The sequence below is a fragment of the uncultured Roseobacter sp. genome, from assembly GCF_947495275.1.
In the GTDB taxonomy this organism is placed as follows: domain Bacteria; phylum Pseudomonadota; class Alphaproteobacteria; order Rhodobacterales; family Rhodobacteraceae; genus Roseobacter.
The window spans coordinates 87337-105764 of sequence record NZ_CANLYL010000012.1 but is presented as its reverse complement, the minus strand read 5'-3'; the positions used below and the strand labels follow the sequence as shown (position 1 = coordinate 105764).

The 18428-nt window shown below is 57.6% G+C and carries 20 protein-coding genes and 1 tRNA gene; 7 read left to right on the top strand and 14 right to left on the bottom strand.

The genetic code is table 11. The annotated features are described in order from the left end of the window. Nucleotides 1-42: 42 nt before the first annotated feature. The 10 genes from Q0802_RS19405 to yajC are packed head-to-tail and all read right to left on the bottom strand — an operon-like array spanning nt 43 to nt 6877. Nucleotides 43-585, bottom strand: a complete 543-nt coding sequence (locus Q0802_RS19405; protein ID WP_298921378.1) for a DsbE family thiol:disulfide interchange protein — start codon at nt 583-585, stop codon at nt 43-45. After that, nucleotides 578-733, bottom strand: coding sequence for a heme exporter protein CcmD (gene ccmD / locus Q0802_RS19400; protein WP_298921376.1), 156 nt, complete (start codon nt 731-733; stop codon nt 578-580). Before ccmD ends, Q0802_RS19405 begins: the two co-directional genes overlap by 8 nt. Continuing rightward, complete coding sequence (locus tag Q0802_RS19395) at nt 733-1461, bottom strand: heme ABC transporter permease (protein ID WP_298921374.1); 729 nt, start codon at nt 1459-1461, stop codon at nt 733-735. The genes ccmD and Q0802_RS19395 overlap by 1 nt, the downstream gene beginning before the upstream one ends. Nucleotides 1462-1513: 52 nt before the next feature. Beyond that, entirely contained in the window at nt 1514-2170 is a 657-nt protein-coding gene (gene ccmB, locus Q0802_RS19390; RefSeq protein ID WP_298921371.1) for a heme exporter protein CcmB, read from the bottom strand. Continuing rightward, nucleotides 2167-2784 carry a heme ABC exporter ATP-binding protein CcmA gene (ccmA, locus tag Q0802_RS19385; RefSeq protein WP_298921369.1) on the bottom strand — a complete coding sequence of 206 codons (618 nt, stop codon included), beginning with the start codon at nt 2782-2784 and terminating at the stop codon, nt 2167-2169. The genes ccmB and ccmA overlap by 4 nt, the downstream gene beginning before the upstream one ends. Nucleotides 2785-2826: 42 nt before the next feature. Continuing rightward, nucleotides 2827-3180, bottom strand: a complete 354-nt coding sequence (locus Q0802_RS19380; protein WP_298921367.1) for an Mth938-like domain-containing protein — start codon at nt 3178-3180, stop codon at nt 2827-2829. An 8-nt stretch (nt 3181-3188) separates the two neighbouring features. Beyond that, a complete protein-coding gene (locus Q0802_RS19375; protein ID WP_298921366.1) occupies nt 3189-3941 on the bottom strand; it encodes a sulfite exporter TauE/SafE family protein in 753 nt (250 codons plus the stop codon). Beyond that, nucleotides 3934-4902: a protein translocase subunit SecF gene (secF, locus tag Q0802_RS19370; protein ID WP_298921365.1), complete on the bottom strand. Its 969-nt coding sequence runs from the start codon at nt 4900-4902 to the stop codon at nt 3934-3936. The genes Q0802_RS19375 and secF overlap by 8 nt, the downstream gene beginning before the upstream one ends. A gap of 1 nt (nt 4903) precedes the next feature. Continuing rightward, on the bottom strand, nt 4904-6565 hold the full coding sequence (gene secD, locus Q0802_RS19365; RefSeq protein WP_298921363.1) for a protein translocase subunit SecD: 1662 nt from the start codon (nt 6563-6565) through the stop codon (nt 4904-4906). 33 nt (nt 6566-6598) lie between these two features. After that, the gene (yajC, locus tag Q0802_RS19360) at nt 6599-6877 is read right to left on the bottom strand and encodes a preprotein translocase subunit YajC (protein WP_298921361.1); all 279 of its coding nucleotides are present in this window, start codon (nt 6875-6877) and stop codon (nt 6599-6601) included. Nucleotides 6878-7152: 275 nt separating this feature from the next. On the opposite strand from yajC, the gene serS reads away from it, so the two are divergent. Further along, nucleotides 7153-8445 (top strand): serine--tRNA ligase, encoded by a 1293-nt coding sequence (serS, locus tag Q0802_RS19355; protein WP_298921359.1) that lies wholly within the window; start codon nt 7153-7155, stop codon nt 8443-8445. On the opposite strand, the gene Q0802_RS19350 is transcribed toward serS, so the two are convergent. Then, on the bottom strand, nt 8442-9386 hold the full coding sequence (locus tag Q0802_RS19350) for an NAD(P)-dependent oxidoreductase (protein WP_298921357.1): 945 nt from the start codon (nt 9384-9386) through the stop codon (nt 8442-8444). The genes serS and Q0802_RS19350 overlap by 4 nt on opposite strands. Before the next feature lie 115 nt (nt 9387-9501). Here Q0802_RS19350 and Q0802_RS19345 point away from each other — a divergent pair, with 115 nt between their 5' ends. Continuing rightward, nucleotides 9502-10677 (top strand): reductive dehalogenase domain-containing protein, encoded by a 1176-nt coding sequence (locus Q0802_RS19345; protein WP_298921355.1) that lies wholly within the window; start codon nt 9502-9504, stop codon nt 10675-10677. Nucleotides 10678-11023: 346 nt separating this feature from the next. Here Q0802_RS19345 and Q0802_RS19340 read toward each other — a convergent pair whose 3' ends face one another. Then, nucleotides 11024-11620 (bottom strand): TetR/AcrR family transcriptional regulator, encoded by a 597-nt coding sequence (locus tag Q0802_RS19340; RefSeq protein WP_298921353.1) that lies wholly within the window; start codon nt 11618-11620, stop codon nt 11024-11026. A 95-nt stretch (nt 11621-11715) separates the two neighbouring features. Here Q0802_RS19340 and Q0802_RS19335 point away from each other — a divergent pair, with 95 nt between their 5' ends. The 5 genes from Q0802_RS19335 (at nt 11716) to Q0802_RS19315 (ending at nt 16379) form a co-directional block, all read left to right on the top strand. Continuing rightward, nucleotides 11716-12000: a hypothetical protein gene (locus tag Q0802_RS19335; protein WP_298921350.1), complete on the top strand. Its 285-nt coding sequence runs from the start codon at nt 11716-11718 to the stop codon at nt 11998-12000. Between the two features lie 83 nt (nt 12001-12083). Beyond that, the gene (locus Q0802_RS19330; RefSeq protein ID WP_298921349.1) at nt 12084-13370 is read left to right on the top strand and encodes a homoserine dehydrogenase; all 1287 of its coding nucleotides are present in this window, start codon (nt 12084-12086) and stop codon (nt 13368-13370) included. 71 nt (nt 13371-13441) lie between these two features. Continuing rightward, complete coding sequence (glpX, locus tag Q0802_RS19325) at nt 13442-14410, top strand: class II fructose-bisphosphatase (RefSeq protein ID WP_298921347.1); 969 nt, start codon at nt 13442-13444, stop codon at nt 14408-14410. A gap of 64 nt (nt 14411-14474) precedes the next feature. Further along, the gene (gene recJ, locus Q0802_RS19320) at nt 14475-16214 is read left to right on the top strand and encodes a single-stranded-DNA-specific exonuclease RecJ (RefSeq protein ID WP_298921345.1); all 1740 of its coding nucleotides are present in this window, start codon (nt 14475-14477) and stop codon (nt 16212-16214) included. Nucleotides 16215-16304: 90 nt separating this feature from the next. Next, nucleotides 16305-16379: transfer RNA gene (locus Q0802_RS19315), tRNA-Glu, on the top strand. A gap of 363 nt (nt 16380-16742) precedes the next feature. Here Q0802_RS19315 and Q0802_RS19310 read toward each other — a convergent pair. Together Q0802_RS19310 and Q0802_RS19305 are read right to left on the bottom strand one after the other, a co-directional pair. Beyond that, entirely contained in the window at nt 16743-17783 is a 1041-nt protein-coding gene (locus Q0802_RS19310; protein WP_366523341.1) for a diguanylate cyclase, read from the bottom strand. Beyond that, nucleotides 17780-18367, bottom strand: a complete 588-nt coding sequence (locus Q0802_RS19305; RefSeq protein WP_298921342.1) for a heme NO-binding domain-containing protein — start codon at nt 18365-18367, stop codon at nt 17780-17782. Before Q0802_RS19305 ends, Q0802_RS19310 begins: the two co-directional genes overlap by 4 nt. Between the last annotated feature and the right edge of the window lie 61 nt (nt 18368-18428).

The window sequence follows — 18428 nt, the reverse complement described above, 5'->3', positions numbered from 1 at the left end:
TTCGAAAAACCGCAGGGCCTGTCATGCACGCGTTGGGAGGGTTTACCCGCCCGACATCGCCTTTTCGAGAGCGGGCAGGAAGCGCTGTTCGTAGTCACTGCCCACCAAGGGGCCGGCGAATCGAAACAAGACTGTGCCGTCCGCATCCAGAATGAAGGTTTCCGGCGGCGCGGTAACGCCCCAATCAATGGCAGTGCGTCCCTGAGGATCGTAAGCCACTGCTTTGAAGGGGTTCCCATCGTCATCCAGATACGAGCTTGCGGGGCCTTCGGTGTCTTTGAAATTCACCCCTATGATCGGCATCCCCTCACTGGCCATTTTGAGCAGATTGGGGTGTTCGGCGCGACACGGCGGACACCAGCTCGCCCAGAAATTGACCAATGTGACCTGACCTGTCGCCATCGCCTGTGGTGTAACGGGCGGGTAGTCCCCCAATGCGTCTTCGGTAATCCCGGGCGCAGGTTGGCCGATCATTGTGGACGGCAAGCGGTTGGGATCGTCCCGAAACATGCCGATCCCCGCAAGAGCAACAAAGCCCGCGAACAGAAGCGGCGGTGCGATCATCAGGGGAGAGACCTTAGCCATTTGTCTTGCTCCTTTTTTCCACATCTTCCAGTGCCTGACGCGCAGCGCGGCCCTTGCGTAACGTAAAGATCACGAGAAGCAATAGCAGCAACGACGACACACCGTAGGCCGACAGGACCGCGTCTGCATATTTCCCCAGATCGGGCATCAGGCACGCCCCTCCCGCGCCTGAAGCGCCCGGGTCCGCCGCAGGCGGATTTCAGTGCCCGTGCGATACAGGACCAGAGCAATAAACAATAGCACGAAACCCGCGATGCAGACCAACAGGGGTATGTAGAACACGTCTGCCACGTTTTCCTCCTTGTCGAGGCTCAGTGAAGCGCCCTGATGCAGGCCCTGATTCCAAAAGTTCACAGCGTATCGTGAAAGCACCGCAAAAACCGAGCCAACAAGACACAGCACAGAGGTGAGATCCGCCGCCGTATCCGGATCTTCGATGGCCTCCCAGAGCGCAATGTAGCCGAGATAGAACAGGAACAGGATCAGGAACGATGTCAGCCGCGGATCCCAGGCCCACCAGGTGCCCCACATGGGTTGCCCCCAGATAGCACCGGTAAAAAGAGCGATCAGCGTCATGACCACGCCAACAGGAGCGGCTGCCTTGGCTGCCAGCGCTGACACGTGATGACGGCGGACCAGCCAGATCAACGAGGCCACCAGCATCATCACCCAGGCATTGATTGCCATCATCGCTGAGGGCACATGCAGGTAGATAATCTTGACCGTGGAGCCTTGGCGGAAATCATCCGGCGTAAAGAAAAACCCCCAGATCAGCCCAACGATTAGACAGGCCACCGCGAGCCCCCAAAACACAGGCAAAACGCGCGCGCTTAAGTTCAGAAAACGAACCGGATTGGCATATTCCCACAAAGACATGCGCTTTACCTAATCGCTTGCCGGACGCGGCTCAATGGACAAATGGCCGCGATCACCGCAAGTTCACCCGCAAGGCAGCGGCCGAGGCAAAAGGCATGACGGCGATTGTACCGGCCGTGATCCCGGCCAGCATCAACAGGGGCGTGGTTGGGTCGAGCTCCGCTGCGCCGCGCCGGGCTGCTTCGGCCCCGAAAATGAGTGTCGGGACATAAAGCGGCAGGACCAGCAGCGACAGCAACAAGCCACCCCGTTTGACGCCAACGGTCAGCGCCGCGCCAAAGATACCAATGACAGACAGGGCTGGCGTTCCAAGCAGCAACGAGATCACCAGCCAGAAATATCCCGCTCCCGGCAGATTCAGCAGTATGCCCAGAACCGGTGATGCCAGAACCAGTGGCAGACCTGTCGTGAGCCAATGGGCCAGGGCTTTGGTGCTCAGCGCGGCCTCAAGGGGCAATGGCGAGGTGGCCAGCAGGTCCAGCGTACCGTCCTCCCAGTCCAGTGCCAGAAGCCGGTCCAGTGACAGCAGGCAGGCCAGCAAAGCGCCGAGCCATAATATGCCTGACGCGATCCGGGCCAGAAGCTCCGATTGCGGACCGACCCCGAACGGGACCAGAACCGTAACGATCAGGAAGAAAGCCAGTCCAAGGCCAAACCCACCGCCCGCCCGGAACGCCAGCTTGAGGTCTCTGATCAGCAGTGCTTTCACAGGAAGGCCTCGTCACTGGCACCGGCTTTCGCATCAAGCCTTGCCCGGTAGGGCGCGACATCGAGAACCTGCGCTTCAAGGCCAAGGTCGATATGCGTCGCGATCAACGCCGCACCACCTGACATCAGATGAGCCTGCGCGGCTTGGGCAAACTGGGCAACCGCCTGAGTATCGAGCGACACCGTTGGTTCATCCAACATCCAGATCGGGCGGGCCGTGACCAGCAGTCGCGCAAGGCCAAGCCTGCGTTTTTGTCCCGCAGACAGGGTGCCGGCGAGACGCTCCGCCAGCGGCTCCAACGCGTAGGCCTTCATTGCCCGATCAATCCCTTTCTGGCCAAAGACCTCTGCCCAAAAGGTAAGATTTTCCGCAACGGTCAGCATCGCTTTCAGACCGTCCGAATGACCTGAATAGGCAATGGTCTCCTGGGTTCCGCTGATCTCCCCGCAAAGCGCGGGTTGCAGCCCCGCCAATGTGCGCAGAAGTGTGGTTTTCCCGGCTCCATTTGGACCCCGCAAGATCAGGGCCTGCCCTGCTGCAAGGTCGAATGACAGGCCTGTCAAAACGGGTATACCCCCCCGCTCAACACTCAGATCGCGCACTTCCAATACCATATTGCCAGCGTTAGCCGATTGCACAGATGTACAAAAGCCCGATCACACCGGGATCATGGCCAGAGCGATACGGCGACCTTCACTCAGCAGAACATTGTACGTGCGGCAGGCAGCAGGTGTTGCCATCACCTCAACGCCCATCCCCGCCTCTTCGAGTTGCGTGCGTAACTCTGTGGGCAAATGGGCCGTTTCCGCCCCGGTTCCCACGAAGAGCACATCGATGTCATCCACCAGATCCAACAGGCAGGCGCTATCCTTGTATCCGCCCCATGACTGTGTGCCACGCGGCCCCGCGAGGATCGGGCCCTGAAGAACCTTACCTCCGATCCGAAAGAACCCCGGCCCGTAACCTTCGACCGGTTTTGCATCGGTAAATGAGATTTCATTGAGACGCATGGGCCCTCCTATTTCCAGATCGGCAAGCCCAGAATAGCCGATGCGGCAATGACCAGATAGGCCACACGGCGGAAAAGCGCCTCGGCGTCAGGGTCAAAAAGGCGCGCGCCGATGATATTTGCAATCACATTCGGAATGCCTGCGATCAATCCAAGGACCGCTACTTCCCAGACGAACAAGCCACTGCCCCAGAAAACCGCGATCATGACCACGTCAATGGCCAGAAGATAGAGCAGGAAATTGGCGCGAATGACAGCGATTGGCAGTCGGCTGGACATATAGAGCATGATGACCGGGGGGCCCGGGACACCCGCAAATCCACACATGAGCCCGCCGAGTGCGCCTGTTCCCACGGTCAGTCTTGGGGTCAGTTCCCCTTTGTACCGCCAGCCGGTCATCAGCAGGGACAATAGCGCAAGCACGGTGATGGAAACCACCCAGCCGAATGCATCGCCCGACACGTTTGCGAGAAACCAGATACCGACAGGGACGGCGAGCGTTGCCCCGATCATCAACCGGCCGACATCGCGCGGCGCACCGTCGCGCCACGCGGCGCGCAGATTTGGCAAAGGTCCAAGCAATTCCGCCATCATCATGAAGATCACGGCAGAGACCGGCTCCAGAACCGACGATCCCACGGCCATGATGATCATGCCGCTGCCAAATCCCGCAAACCCGCGCACCAGACCAGCGGCCACAACCGCGCCAAACAGCCAGATCAGTCCCGGGGTCGTGAAGACCTGCGCCAGTGCGTCAGGCATCTATATTGGCGTATTGGTTCCCGGCGTTTGCGTCTGGTTTGGACCAGTCCCGTTTCACGCCCAGATACAGCAGGGCGGCGGAGGCGACGAAGATTGAGCTGTAAGTACCGACAATCACGCCCCAGATCATGGCAAAAACGAACCCGCGGATCACATCGCCGCCAAGAACGAAGAGCGCAATCAGCGCCAGCAAGGTAGTAAAAGAGGTCATGAACGTCCGGCTCAATGTTTCATTGATCGAAATGTTCAGCACCTCGGCCAATGGCTTTTTCTTGAACTTGCGCAGGTTCTCCCGCACTCGGTCGAAAACGACAACGGTATCGTTCAGCGAATAGCCGACGATGGTCAGAAGGGCCGCAATGATCGCAAGGTCAAAGCGGATTTGCACCTCGGAAAAGACCCCGATTGTGAGGATGACGTCGTGCACCAGGGCCAGCACCGCGCCAAGGGCAAACTGCCATTCAAACCGCAGCCAGATGTAGACAAGCACAGCCCCGATGGCCAAGACAACCGCAATGGCGGCGGTTTGGATCAGCTCGCCCGAAACCTTTGGACCCACTGATTCCACCGAGATGAATTTGATGTCCGGGCGCACGGTTTTCAGTGCTTGCTCGACAGCCTCGATGACATCCGCTGTCACGGCTTCCTGCCCATCTTGCGCCTGAATACGGATCATCGCCACGTTCTGATCCGCCTCAAATGTCGGATCGAACACTTCGGTGATCGACACGTCACCCAGCTCCAGCGTCGCGATGGCGTCGCGATAGACACCAATGTCGACCGGCATCGGGCTCTCGGTCCGGATCGTCGTGCCGCCCCGGAAGTCAATGCCAAAATTCAGACCCTGGATCATGAAGGACGCAAAGGCGACAACCATCATAAGGCCTGAAATGCCCAGCCACATCTTCCAGCGCTTGAAGAAATCGAAGTTCGTGTTCTGCTTGACCAGTCTCAGACGCATATCAGACCTCGATTGTTTTCGGGCGCTTGCGCTCGAACCACATGACCACGAAAAGCCGGGTCACAAAAATTGCCGTGAAGACGGATGTCAGGATGCCCAGACCCAGCGTAATCGCAAAACCGCGCACCGGACCGGAGCCCATTGCGAAGAGTATTACCGCTGTGATGAAAGTCGTGATATTGGCGTCCAGAATGGCACTAAGGGCTTTCTCGTAGCCCAACTCAATGGCGCGCGCAGGTCCTTTGGACGTTTTGAGTTCCTCGCGGATACGCTCAAAGATCAGCACATTTGCGTCCACCGCCATCCCGACCGTCAGCACGATGCCCGCGATACCCGGCAGCGTCAGCGTGGCCCCGATGAGGCTGAGCAGGCCAAAAATCAGCCCGATGTTGATGATCAGTGCGATATTGGCAAAGAACCCGAAGAGGCCGTAGCTGAGAAACATGAACACCAGCACCGCCGCGAAGGCCACGACCGTCGCAATCTTGCCGGCGTCGATACTGTCCTGGCCAAGTTCAGGGCCAATCGTGCGCTCTTCCAGAAACACCAGTTCCGCAGGCAAGGCCCCTGCCCGCAGCAGCACGGCCAGACGGGTCGATTCCTCAACCGTAAAGCGGCCGGTGATGATACCTGACCCGCCCGGAATATGGCTTTGGATCGTCGGGGCGCTGACAACTTCATCGTCAAGGACAATGGCGAAGGGGGACCCGATATTCTCCGCGGTGTAGTCGCCGAATTTGCGCGCGCCAGAGGTATTAAACCGGAAATTCACCGCCGGACGGCCGTTTTGGTCAAATGCCGGTTGTGCATCAACAAGCTCTTCGCCTGTGACCACCGCGGCGGCCTCGATGGTGTAGAATGTGCCTGGCTCATCGATCGATGGAACAATCTTGTTGCCGATACCCGCCGATGCATCAGGGTCGGTTCCGCGCGTGACAACCGGGTTGAAAGTAAGCTGCGCCGTGGTTCCGATCAATTTCTTCAGCTCTGCCGCCGAACCGATGCCCGGAACCTGGATGAGCACCCGGTCTGCGCCCTGACGCTGGATCGTTGGCTCGCGCGTTCCGGCCTCATCAATACGATTGCGAATGATCTCAAGGCTTTGCTGGATGGTGCGCTCATCCGTCGCCAGTCTTTCCGCTTCAGAAAGATTAACGATCAGCACATCATCTTCAGCGCGCACTTCAATGTCGTTTGCCCCCACGCCCGTGAGGGTCTGAACCGGACGCGCGAGACCGCGCACGATCTCCAGCGCCTGCGCCATATTTTCCGGCTGGCTGATGCGGATACGCAACTCATCATCATCAGAGGGTTGGCGCCGAATGGTGCCAATGGTCGCGCGCTCCTGCGCCAGCGCCCGGCGTAGCTCCGGCCATGACGCTTGCATCCGCGCCTCGTAGACATCCTCCACCTGAACTTCGGCCAGCAAATGGGCACCACCACGCAGGTCAAGCCCCAGATTTACCAGCCCAGAAGGCATCCATTCAGGCCAAAGGCTCAGATCACCGGCAAATTCGGTTGCGCTGCCGCCCAACTCGATCGCGGCGACCGCATCATTGTGTTTTTCAACATTCGTGTAAAAGGCGTTTGGAACGGCGAGCCACAACCCGACCGCGCAGGTCAGCCAAATCGTGATCCGTTTCCAAAGATCAATCTGGAGCATAAGGACGCCTTTTCAAAGCGTTGAAGGGCGGTATTACTTCGCCGGTTCGGTCTTGGAGAGGACGGTCGCAATGGTGGATTGCACCACACGCACTTTCACGCCATCGGCAATCTCAAGTTCCAGCTCGCCATCGTCTTTGACCTTGGCAACTTTTCCGATGATGCCGCCCTGCGTAACCACCTGATCACCCCGGCGCAATGCGGAGACCATCGCCTGATGTTCCTTGACCTTCTTTTGCTGAGGCCGGATGAGCAGAAAATACATGATCCCGAAGATCAGAATAAGGGGCACAAATTGTGCGAAAGCTTCCATGTAAAATGTCCTTCTGGAGTGATCGAGACCCGGCAGATGCTGGCTCCGAATTTTGGCGGAACCTATGGTCTGTGACGCTGCTTTGCAAGGGACCCTGTGCAGGTTAGTTGAGCTTCGCATCCGCCCTCTGGCAAGCGCAAAAACGCCCTTATGTAGCTTGGCGTGCAACGCGGCAGCCCATTCGCAGTCGTCAAAACTCAAACTCTTGGTTACGTGTCGGTAAAAGATCGGTCATAAGCTCGTGGCAAAGACGACTCAGACGAAGGACAGCCGCCATGCATGACATCCGTGCCATTCGCGAAAACCCCGAACACTTTGACGCCGCTCTGGCGCGACGTGGCGATGCTGCAATTTCCTCGGATATCCTTACTTTGGATGAAGCGCGCCGCGGCAAGATCAGCGCGGCTGAAACCGCGCAAGCCGAGCAGAACAAGGCGTCCAAACAGGTGGGTGCCGCCAAAGCTGCCGGTGATGAGGCTGAATTTGAGCGGCTACGCGCCCTGGTTGGCGACAAGAAGGCCGAGGTCGCGACCATGCAGGCCGAAGCTAAGGAACTGGACGCCAAACTGACAGACATGCTGGCGCGCATTGCCAATATCCCGGCGGAGGACGTGCCCGAAGGCGCCGATGAAGAAGACAACGTTGAAGTGGCCCGTTGGGGGGAACTGCCCACCTTCGATTTTGCGCCAAAGGAGCACTATGAGATTGCCGGTGTTAATGCCTCGATGGACTTCGAGACGGCGGCGAAAACATCCGGGGCGCGCTTTGTCATGCTCAAAGGGGCCGTTGCCCGCATTCACCGCGCGCTGGCGCAATTCATGATCGACACTCATGTGGATGAAAATGCGCTGACCGAGCATCAGACACCGGTATTGGTGCGCGACGACGCGATGTACGGTACGGACAAATTGCCAAAATTCGGCGATGAGAGCTACCAGACGACAAACGGCTGGTGGCTGATCCCGACCTCGGAGGTCACCCTGACCTATTCCGTGGCCGGTGATGTGCTTGAGGAAAGTGACCTGCCCCGCCGCATGACCGCGCACACGCTCTGTTTCCGTTCGGAGGCCGGATCGGCGGGGCGTGATACGGCAGGCATGCTGCGCCAGCACCAGTTTGAAAAGGTGGAAATGGTCTCCATCACCCATCCCGATGCGTCGGACGATGAACAAAAGCGCATGCTGCGCTGTGCCGAAGACCTGCTGGAGCGGCTTGGCATCCCTTACCGCACGGTCATTTTGTGCACCGGTGATATGGGCTTTGGCGCGCGGCGCACCTACGATATCGAAGCCTGGTTGCCCGGTCAGAACGCATACCGCGAGATTTCGTCTGTCTCCACCACAGGTGACTTTCAGGCCCGGCGCATGAATGCCCGTTTCAAACCCGCAGACGGCGGCAAACCACAATTCGTGCACACGCTCAACGGATCAGGATTGGCCGTCGGGCGCTGCCTGATCGCGGTTCTGGAGAACGGCCAACAGGCCGATGGGTCCGTCAGACTGCCCGATGTGCTGGCGCCCTATCTCGCGGGCAAGACCACGCTGTCTGCGAACGGCGCTCTGATCTAGCGATTAGGTGTCACCTCGTATCCGGGCTCTTCCGGCTCGTCATCCACGAGTTCCTGAGGAAAGCCCGGTGCGAGAACGCTTAGGCCTGTCGCTTCTTCCAATCGTTCGATCATGCGATTGGATTGCGCGCGATCCCCATATCTGCGTTGCCCGTCGGACATCATTTCGATGAGCAAAGGCGAAATTTCCAAAGGCACGTCAAAGGTATCCGCCAGTTTTTGGAACAGACCGATATCCTTTTGCACGAGATCCATAGTGAAGTTCACGTCACGAGAGCCCGAGAGGATCAGTTGGCTCTCCGTTTCGTGCACAAACGACGTGCCCGAAGACATGGCAATCGCCTCGTATGTCATGCCCAAATCCATTCCGGCGGCCTTCATGACCGTCAGGGCCTCGCATAGTGTCAGCAGGTTCGCGGTGGCAAGATAATTGGTCATCACTTTGAGAACGCTGGAATTTCCGACATCGCCCACGTGCAGAATACGCCGCCCCATGCAGGTTAGGATCGGCAAAACACGATCAAAGGTCGCGCGATCACAGCCGGCGTAGATGGAAATATTGCCGGTGTCGGCGCGGTGACACCCCCCGGAAACCGGACAATCCACCGCTGATCCACCGCGTTCAGCAACACGGGCTGCGAGACGTTTGACCTCGGCAGCATCAGTCGTCGACATTTCCATCCAGATCTTGCCCGGCTGCACATGTGGCAACATTTCTTCAAGAACGGCTGAAGAGGCAGCGGGCGTCGGCAAGCAGGTGATTACCGCATCACAGGCCTGCATCATCTGACTGGGGCTTTGCCCGTCCTGCGCGCCGAGGGCCACCTTTTCTGACACGAATTCCGCATTTAAATCATGCACCTGCACATCGATCTTGTTGCGGATGAGGGAGCCGCAGAGCTTGCCACCAACGTTTCCCAAGCCAATGAAACCTACCTTCATCACAGTCTCCAGACATCTATAATTTGCGTCAGTTGATGTGGCCGATGTCTCTGAGTCGCGTCTGTTTGCGACCTTAGACATTGACGCATTCAATCCGCTGCGTAGGCTTGCCAGCATGCAGGATACTTCAACGCCACACGCCTCTGATGCTCAGGCCGGCATCGAAACCACCGATGCCTTCGAACCGTTTGCGCAGAAAAACGACATCTTTACGCGCGCTTTTTGGGATTCGTCGGTTCAGACCAAACAGACAGATGCATTTTTTGCCTCCTATCGGATGGAAGCCATTCCAAGGCGCGGAGACGGATTTGGCCAGCGTGATTTTGCGTTGAGAAATGCCTCGTGGCTGATTTCTGACATCATGACCGACCGACATGCACAGGACGGTCGCCGGGAAGGGTTTCAAGCCCCCATCAGCTCGGACACGCCTGTGGCGCCCGAGAAGGTCAATGTTGATAGCCCGGCAGAAATGTCAAAAGAGATCAAACGCATATCGAAGTTCTTTAAAGCTGACCTTTGCGGCATCACCGCGATCGACCCGCGTTGGCACTACAGCGCCCGTGTGGACGTCAGAGACATGTCTGAGGTCCCGAATGATCTTCCCGAAGGCATCACATCCGTCATCGTTCTGGGACACGAAATGGACGCCGATCTGGTTGCCACATATCCAGCAGCTCTGGCAGGGGCTGCCACCGGGCGCGCCTATAGTCAGGAGGCCGCGACTGTGATGCAGATCGCCGCCTATATCCGCAACCTGGGGTACGAGGCCGTCCCTTCGATGAACGATACCGCATTGGTCATTCCCTATGCTCTCAAGGCCGGGCTGGGCGAATATGCCCGCAATCAACTGGTGATCAGCCCTGAGTATGGCCCCCGCTTGCGCTTTTCCAAGATATTCACCTCACTCCCCCTGGAACACGACACGCCGCGTCCTTTGGGCGTTAGGGCCTTTTGCGATATCTGCACCAAATGCGCGGAAGCCTGCCCCGTTAAAGCATTGCCATTTGGCGCGCCCGAGATCGGAGGAGCCAATATTTCTGCATTAAAGGGCGTGCGAAAGTGGACGTCTGATGCCGAGAAGTGTTTTGGGTTCTGGGCCAAACTCGCATCGGATTGCGCCATTTGCATGCGTGTCTGCCCGTTCAACCGAGATTTCAGCAAATGGCAAAACCGGCTCTGGCTTCGGATCGCCTTATCCCCCTTACGGGCCGTCGCGCTTTGGCTGGACCGAAAACGCGGCGGCCGCAAGAAACCGAATGATTGGTGGGCAAATCAGTCGTCACCGCGGTGAAGAAGATCGCCGCACATTTCCGTGCCAGTCTTCGCCATGAATGGGGTCAACCTGTAGCCCGTCTTCCCAATTCGCTGAAGCGGACCGCTCCGGTGCCTGAGCCAGAATCAATCCAAACAGAACCCCAAACCCAACCAAGAGAACGGCCTGCGAGAAATTTGCTATCGCACGATTGGCCAGTCTTTTGCCCGGTATAGTCGTTTCATAAACCATGTGATCATCCTCTTCGAAACTTGCCCGATAAGCGGACACCCCTCGATATAGAGGCAGGCAACAAATTCTTAAAACGAATATATATCATGTAATGCATCACATATGTTGATTAAATGAGGGGCGCTGACACCCTTCAATCACGGCGCTGCGCCAGAACCGCCTTTCGCACCATTTGCCAGTATTGCCCTTCAACGTCTTTCAGCGAAAGGCGACCGCCTGCGCGAAACCACGTGTTTACGCCCGTCAACATCGCAATAACCGCAAGCGTTGCGATTTTCGTGTCAGGAACATCAAAGTCTCCTGAAGCAACACCTGCATGCAAAATGGCCTCTAACCGGTCTTCATAGGTCTTTCGCAGGATTTCGATCCGGGAGAAATTTTCCGGCGTCAAGTTTCGCAATTCCATATATGCGATGAAAACGGCATCTGGGCGCTCATGATGAAACTGAATGTGGAATTGCACAAAGCTGCGCAGGCGCTCTTCGGGCTTCCTTGTCGGGTCATCCGTAAATGCCTCCAGCAAAGCATCCAAATGTCCACGCATCAGATCATACAGCAGTGTTTGCTTGTCAGGTGTGTAATTGTAAAGCGCACCAACCTGCACGCCCACTTCGCTTGCAATCTGCCGCATTGAGACCGCCGCAAAACCGTGACGCGCAAAAAGCGTCATCGCCGCATCGCGCACCCTGGGGCCGGTTGTGCCTGAATGTGATCCTGCCGTGCGAGCCATACCACCACGTTAACTGAACGAACGTTCAAAACAACCCTTCTTGCGCCCTGTTGCCGCTTCGGGCAAGAGTGGAAAGACCAGACGGAGTTCGCCTCATGCGCATTCAAGCCCTGATAATTTTGGTTTTGTTGACCACGGGCTGCACGCAGTTCCCCGAAGTCGAAAACGCCACCGGCGCCGAGGCTGAGGCAGCCGATTACCCGGACCTCGTGCCCTTGGATCCGTTGCTGAGCCAGGTGGTCGCATCGGAAACAGATTTGGCTGCCGAAGAAGAACAGTTGCAAGCAAGGGCGTCGGGTTTGCAAGCACGTGCCAACAGGTTACGCGGCTCGGTTTTGGCAAGCGAAGAACGCAACCGTTTGGAAGAAAGCCTGCAATAGACCCAAGCGCGTTGCACGGGCAGGCCGAACGGGTTAAAGGGCGCGAAACAACTCTCCTGCCACTCTTCAAAGGAATTGTAGTCATGCCTGAACCTCTTCGCCTTGGAATCGCCGGATTGGGCACCGTGGGCGTGGGCGTGGTTCGGATCATCCGGCAGCACGCCGACTTGTTGAGCGCGCGTACCGGTCGGCAAATTCTGATCACGGCCGTTTCGGCGCGTGACAAATCCAAGGATCGCGGCGTGGCGCTTGGCAGCTACGATTGGGAAGATGATCCCGTTTCTCTGGCCACCCGCGACGACGTCGATGTTTTCGTCGAGCTTGTTGGTGGCGACGAGGGGCCCGCCAAGAAGGCCGTCGAGGCAGCACTCGCTGCGGGCAAAGATGTCGTGACAGCCAACAAGGCGCTTTTGGCTATGCATGGGCAGTCACTGGCAGAAGCTGCCGAACAAAAGGGGTGCGCGCTCCGCTACGAGGCTGCGGTCGCTGGCGGCATTCCGGTCATCAAATCCCTGACTGAGGGGTTGGTTGCAAATGACGTAACGCGCGTCATGGGGGTGATGAACGGGTCATGCAACTATATCCTGACACGGATGGAAACCGCGGGGCTGAGCTACGCTGAAGTGTTTGCGGAAGCCGACGGGCTTGGATATCTGGAGGCCGACCCCCAGCTGGACGTGGGCGGCATTGATGCGGCCCACAAACTGGCCATTCTGGCCACTCTTGCTTTTGGCACCAAGGTGGATTTCGACGGGATCGTGCTGGAAGGCATTGACCGCGTCAGCATCGAAGACATTCGTGCGGCCGCTGATATGGGATACAAGATAAAACTTCTTGGTGTCGCGCAGAAAACCGGCCGTGGGCTCGAACAAAGGATGCAGCCCTGCCTGGTTCCGGACAGCTCGCCTCTTGGGCAGCTTGATGGCGGCACCAACATGGTTGTGCTGGAAGGGGATGCCGTGGGTCAGATCGTCCTGCGCGGACCCGGCGCGGGCGAAGGCCCCACCGCCAGCGCCGTCATGGCGGACGTTTGTGACATCGCCAAAGGCTGGCGCGGTCCGGTATTTGGCCTGCCTGCCGGTCAACTGACGACCGCCACACCCGCCAGAACACAACTGCCCGCGCCCTACTATCTGCGCATGTCGCTCGACGACAAACCCGGTGCCCTTGCGAAGGTCGCTAAAGTCCTGGGCGAAGCGGGCGTTTCCATCGACCGGATGCGGCAATACGGTCATGAAGATACTTCCGCGCCGGTCCTGATCGTAACACATAAAACCACGCCCGACGCATTGCGCACCGCGCTTGATGCCATGCAATCAACGGACGTTCTGGCGGGCAGCCCGGTTGCGCTGCGCATCGAGGCGGTATGACTAACGGTTGTCTGTACGGTCTCGTAAAGCTAGATCTGACACCATAACAAACACCCAACAAGGACGATTTCATGCCTTCCCATGCCGAATTTCAGGACCGTATGCTTTCTCTTGGGCTTGCCCGGGTTTCTGAAGCCGCCGCTTTGGCTTCTGCCCGTCTGGTTGGTCACGGAGACGAAAAAGCAGCTGATCAAGCGGCGGTCAACGCCATGCGCGAACAGCTTAACATGCTTGATATCGCCGGTGTTGTCGTCATCGGTGAGGGCGAGCGCGATGAAGCCCCCATGCTTTACATCGGCGAGGAGGTAGGCACCGGCAACGGACCGGGCGTTGACATCGCACTTGATCCGCTCGAAGGCACAACGCTGACAGCAAAGGACATGCCAAACGCCCTGACCGTCATTGCGATGGGGCCTCGCGGCTCGATGCTGCATGCCCCCGACGTCTACATGGACAAGCTGGCAATCGGTCCCGGCTATGACACAGATGTTGTCACCCTCGATATGTCGCCGGGCGAACGTGTTACGGCCCTTGCAAAGGCCAAGGCCTGCGACCCGGCGCATGTAACCGTATGCATTCTGGAACGTCCCCGCCATGAAGAAATGATCAAGGAAGTTCGCGCTACCGGTGCTTCCATTCGGCTGATCACCGACGGCGATGTTGCCGGTGTGATGCACTGTGCCGACCCGTCAACCGGCATTGACATGTATATGGGCGCCGGCGGTGCCCCAGAGGGCGTTCTGGCGGCAGCCGCATTGAAATGCATGGGCGGCCAGATGTATGGTCGGTTGCTCTTTCGCAACGATGATGAACGCGGTCGAGCGCGGAAAGCGGGCATTACCGATTTCGACCAAATCTACCGCCGCGATGACATGGTCACCGAAGATGTGATCTTTGCCGCCACAGGCGTCACCGACGGAAACATTCTTCCCGCGGTCAAACGTGAGCCAGGTTGGATGACCACCGAAACGCTGATCATGCGGTCCAAGACCGGCTCGGTACGCCGCATCAACTATCGCACACCGGTCCACGCCAGCTGATCGCAACCGGAGAAGAGATCGAGATGCCCTCCCTGAGCGCAAGAATGACCCCAAGGGAGATCAGGTGAGCTTTCTCGGCGTTGAAAAGAGCCTGACGGGTCGCCGGTGGGTGGGGCCGGCCCTGGAGGTTGACCGAGCCGCAGAAACTATTTCTCAGCATTCCGGCCTGCCCCGTCCGGTTTCGCAAATCCTCGCCCGTCGCGGCGTGACGCCGCAAGAGGCGGAAGCTTTTCTTACGCCGTCCCTCCGGGACCTGCTGCCGGATCCGCATACCCTGAAAGATGCAGAGAAAGCTGCGGCGCGCATCCTGGCAGCCGCTGAAAAGCGCGAAAAAATCGCCGTTTTTGCCGATTATGATGTGGATGGCGGCGCTTCTGCGGCGCTGCTGTTAAACTGGCTGCGCGCGTTGGGGCGTCAGGCGACCCTTTATGTGCCGGACCGGATTGACGAAGGATACGGCCCCAACGACACAGCCATGGCGCAATTGGCAGCCAGCCATGATTTGATCATCTGCGTTGATTGCGGCACCCTATCCCATGGTCCGATCGCTGCCGCGAAGCAAGCCGATGTGCTGGTGCTCGATCATCACCTTGGGGATGAGACCCTCCCCCCGGCATACGCGGTCGTAAATCCGAACCGGCAAGATGAAACCGGCGCACTATCGCATCTTTGCGCCGCCGCAGTTGTTTTTCTGATCCTGGTCGAATTGGGCCGGCAGCTGCGCACACTTGGCAAGGTCGGGCCGGATCTGATGGCGATGCTTGATCTGGTTGCTTTGGCAACCGTTGCAGATGTCGCCCCGCTTGTTGGCATCAACCGCGCATTTGTGCGCCAGGGGTTGCGCGTTATGGCCCAACGGTCGCGACCCGGTTTGGCGGCCCTTGCCGATGTTGCGCGCATGGATACAGCCCCGACGGCATATCACCTGGGGTTTCTTTTGGGTCCTCGCGTCAACGCGGGCGGACGCATAGGTGCCGCGGATCTGGGCGCAAGACTTCTGGCCACAAACGACCCCCATGAAGCGACAGCCCTTGCTGAAAGGCTAGACGTCCTCAATACGGAACGGCGGGACATCGAAGCATCGGTGCGCGCGGCTGCGTTGGAACAGGCCGAACAGCGCGGGCTGGATGCTGCGCTGGTCTGGGCAGCGGGTCCGGGATGGCACCCCGGCGTTGTGGGAATCGTGGCGTCGCGCCTAAAGGAAACCTCCGGACGTCCGAGCATTGTCATCGGGGTTGAAAATGGTATCGGCAAAGGGTCGGGGCGCTCTGTTTCGGGGATCGATCTGGGACAACCCATTCAGCGGCTGGCCGCAGAAGGGCTATTGGAAAAAGGTGGCGGCCATAAGATGGCGGCCGGTCTCACGGTGACAGAAGAAAAGATCGAAGCGGCAATGGCGCGCCTCACGGAATTACTGGAAAAGCAGGGCGCGCATTTGGTTGGCGCCGCGGATTTGAAGCTTGATGGTCTGCTGATGCCCGCTGCTGCCACGATTGAATTGTCCGAGATGGTCGAGCAGGCAGGCCCCTTTGGCGCCAGTGCGGCAGCACCCCGATATGCTTTTGCGGATATGGCGATCCGGTTTGCAAAACGGGTTGGAGAAACGCACCTGAAGATCACTTTTGGTGACAGCGCTGGTGCGACGATGGAAGCGATCTGTTTTGGTGCCTTCGACGGCCAGATCGGTCCCGCCCTCGAGAACCACGGTGGCGCCCGTTTTCATCTTGCGGGACGGTTGGATATCAATACCTGGCGTGGGCGCAAAACGGTGCAGCTACGGCTTGAAGACGCCGCGCCGACCTAAAGCACCCCCTGCTCAAGTTTCTTTCAAGATCGTGAAATTTCCACTTGCGCCGCAGGCACGGATTGCCTAATCAACCGCTCACAGCCAAGTGGCCCGTTCGTCTATCGGTTAGGACGCCAGGTTTTCAACCTGGAAAGAGGGGTTCGATTCCCCTACGGGCTACCATTTTTACTTGAAATCAGTATCTTACAGCATTCTCTCTCTCTCATCGAGAGGCCGTTATATGGCGCGGTGAGTTAGAAGCGGAATTGTCCACGCTTTTCCAAATCCATTCCAACTCCAGCGATTCAAAATCCAATCCCGTTGCGGGCATCGGAAATAAACACGCGCGTTTGACAACAGCGTTCGTTCCTACCTCATACAAAACCAGTCACTTGGACATTCTGAAGAGAAACGACCCTGATGGGGCAGTCAGAGATTTTCTTGCGTGACTGGAACGAGCTGGATCTTCGAACGTTTCTTCAGGGTCCTGTTGATGTACCGATCTTCAAGACAGCCCGAGGAGGAAGCTTTCGCGGAACGGAGCCATCAAGCTTGCTTTGTCAAAGCATCGTCTTTTTGGTGTTGCACCGGATTTGTACCGTTTTCGACCATACTGGGTACGAAGAACATATGTCGACCGCGTCCATCTCTTTTGCTTTGATAGAGTGCGAGGTCGGCATCGATCAGCATCTGATCAGCAGAAACGATGTCGTAATCCGACGACATCGCGGTCCCTGCACTCGCCGAGATTTTGCATTCCAGTCCTTCGAAAATCATTGGCTCCGAAAGCAGGTCTATGATCCTCTTTGCAATGCGTTCAGCCTTGACGGGATCGTCAATCTCGCGGAGCAGCAAGACAAATTCGTCCCCTCCCACACGTGCAACCACATCCCGACTACGTGTTTCACGCAGCATTATTGAAGCAACTTCTTCCAAAACGAAGTCGCCAGCGGCATGACCCAGCGTATCGTTGACTGCTTTGAAAAAATCCAGATCAATCAACATTGCCGCGAAATTATCGCCAGACGCGACCAATTCTTCGAGAGCTTGATCCATGGCGCGCCGGTTCTTCAGGCCCGTCAGAGTATCGGTAAGCGCCTGCGCCTCGGCCTCAACCCGCGCGCCTTGAAGCCGGAGGTTCAATTGACGTGACGCCTCCATGGCAGCGGATTTCGCCTCCACCAGATAGAGCATCTCAATTGTAAGATCTGTCGGCGCGAAATCTGCGGCCGTCAGCTTGTAATCCTGAACGGCGTCGACAACGGAAATGCCGAAAGACAGATTGACCGTCATCTGGTCACGCTCGGGGCCTTCCATCAAAACCCCTTTGAGCGAGCGGTTGGGATAATTCCGAAGCCGCAAATGCAATTTCTTGCCAGCCTTCGCCAGCAGGCCCTCAATCGTTGAAATCTCATGTGGGCGATTGATCTCAAACAGTTTCAGAAAGGCTTGACCGACTATTTCTTGATCAGACAACAGTTTTCTTGCCGTGGGACCGGCATGGATGATCTGACCGGTTCGATCAAGGACAACGTGCATGGGACACATGACGTTCAACAAATTTTGAGAGAGTTCACAGTTCGTCACGTCACACCAACTCCCAGCTCGAACCCCTTGTCTTCTGCAAACTCCGCCTCCAACAGCGATATGGCGACGGTTTCGACACCGTCCTTCGACCCCTTGTGTTCGAGAAAGACCAAGGCCCCGTAATCATCGGCCATCGCCCGCAAAACCCCGGTGAACAAATGCCCATAGCCAGGGAGGTCCCCTTGGCAATTGAGGCTATAGCTGTTGGCCGAGTGCTCACGCAATTCAAGGTGGGGCAGCATCAAATCCGAAACGGCAAGTCGCGCCCGATCGTGTAAATCGTCAAGCGAATGCAAAAACTCAACAAAATTGACACCGCTGAATCGCAATAACCGACGCGGTGCGGCCAGGTTTGGATGGGACACCAGATAGGTCCCAATATCCTCCATCAATTCGTCGTAGGGGCGGTCCAGCACGTCACAGACTGCCGCAAGCACCCGCGGTGTGAGCTCATCTTCATAGGTCCACATCGCCTCGAATTCGGTAAAATCGAGATTCGCGCGTTTGGCCGAGGCTGCCCATTGAGCAGTCCCGTAGGTATCAACGACAAAGCGTTGAATCGCCCTATTCACAAGCCCGTGCATGAAGTCCTCATTCCCATATACACAGGAAACGATGGCGCTTTTCGGTTAAGATTTGACGAAC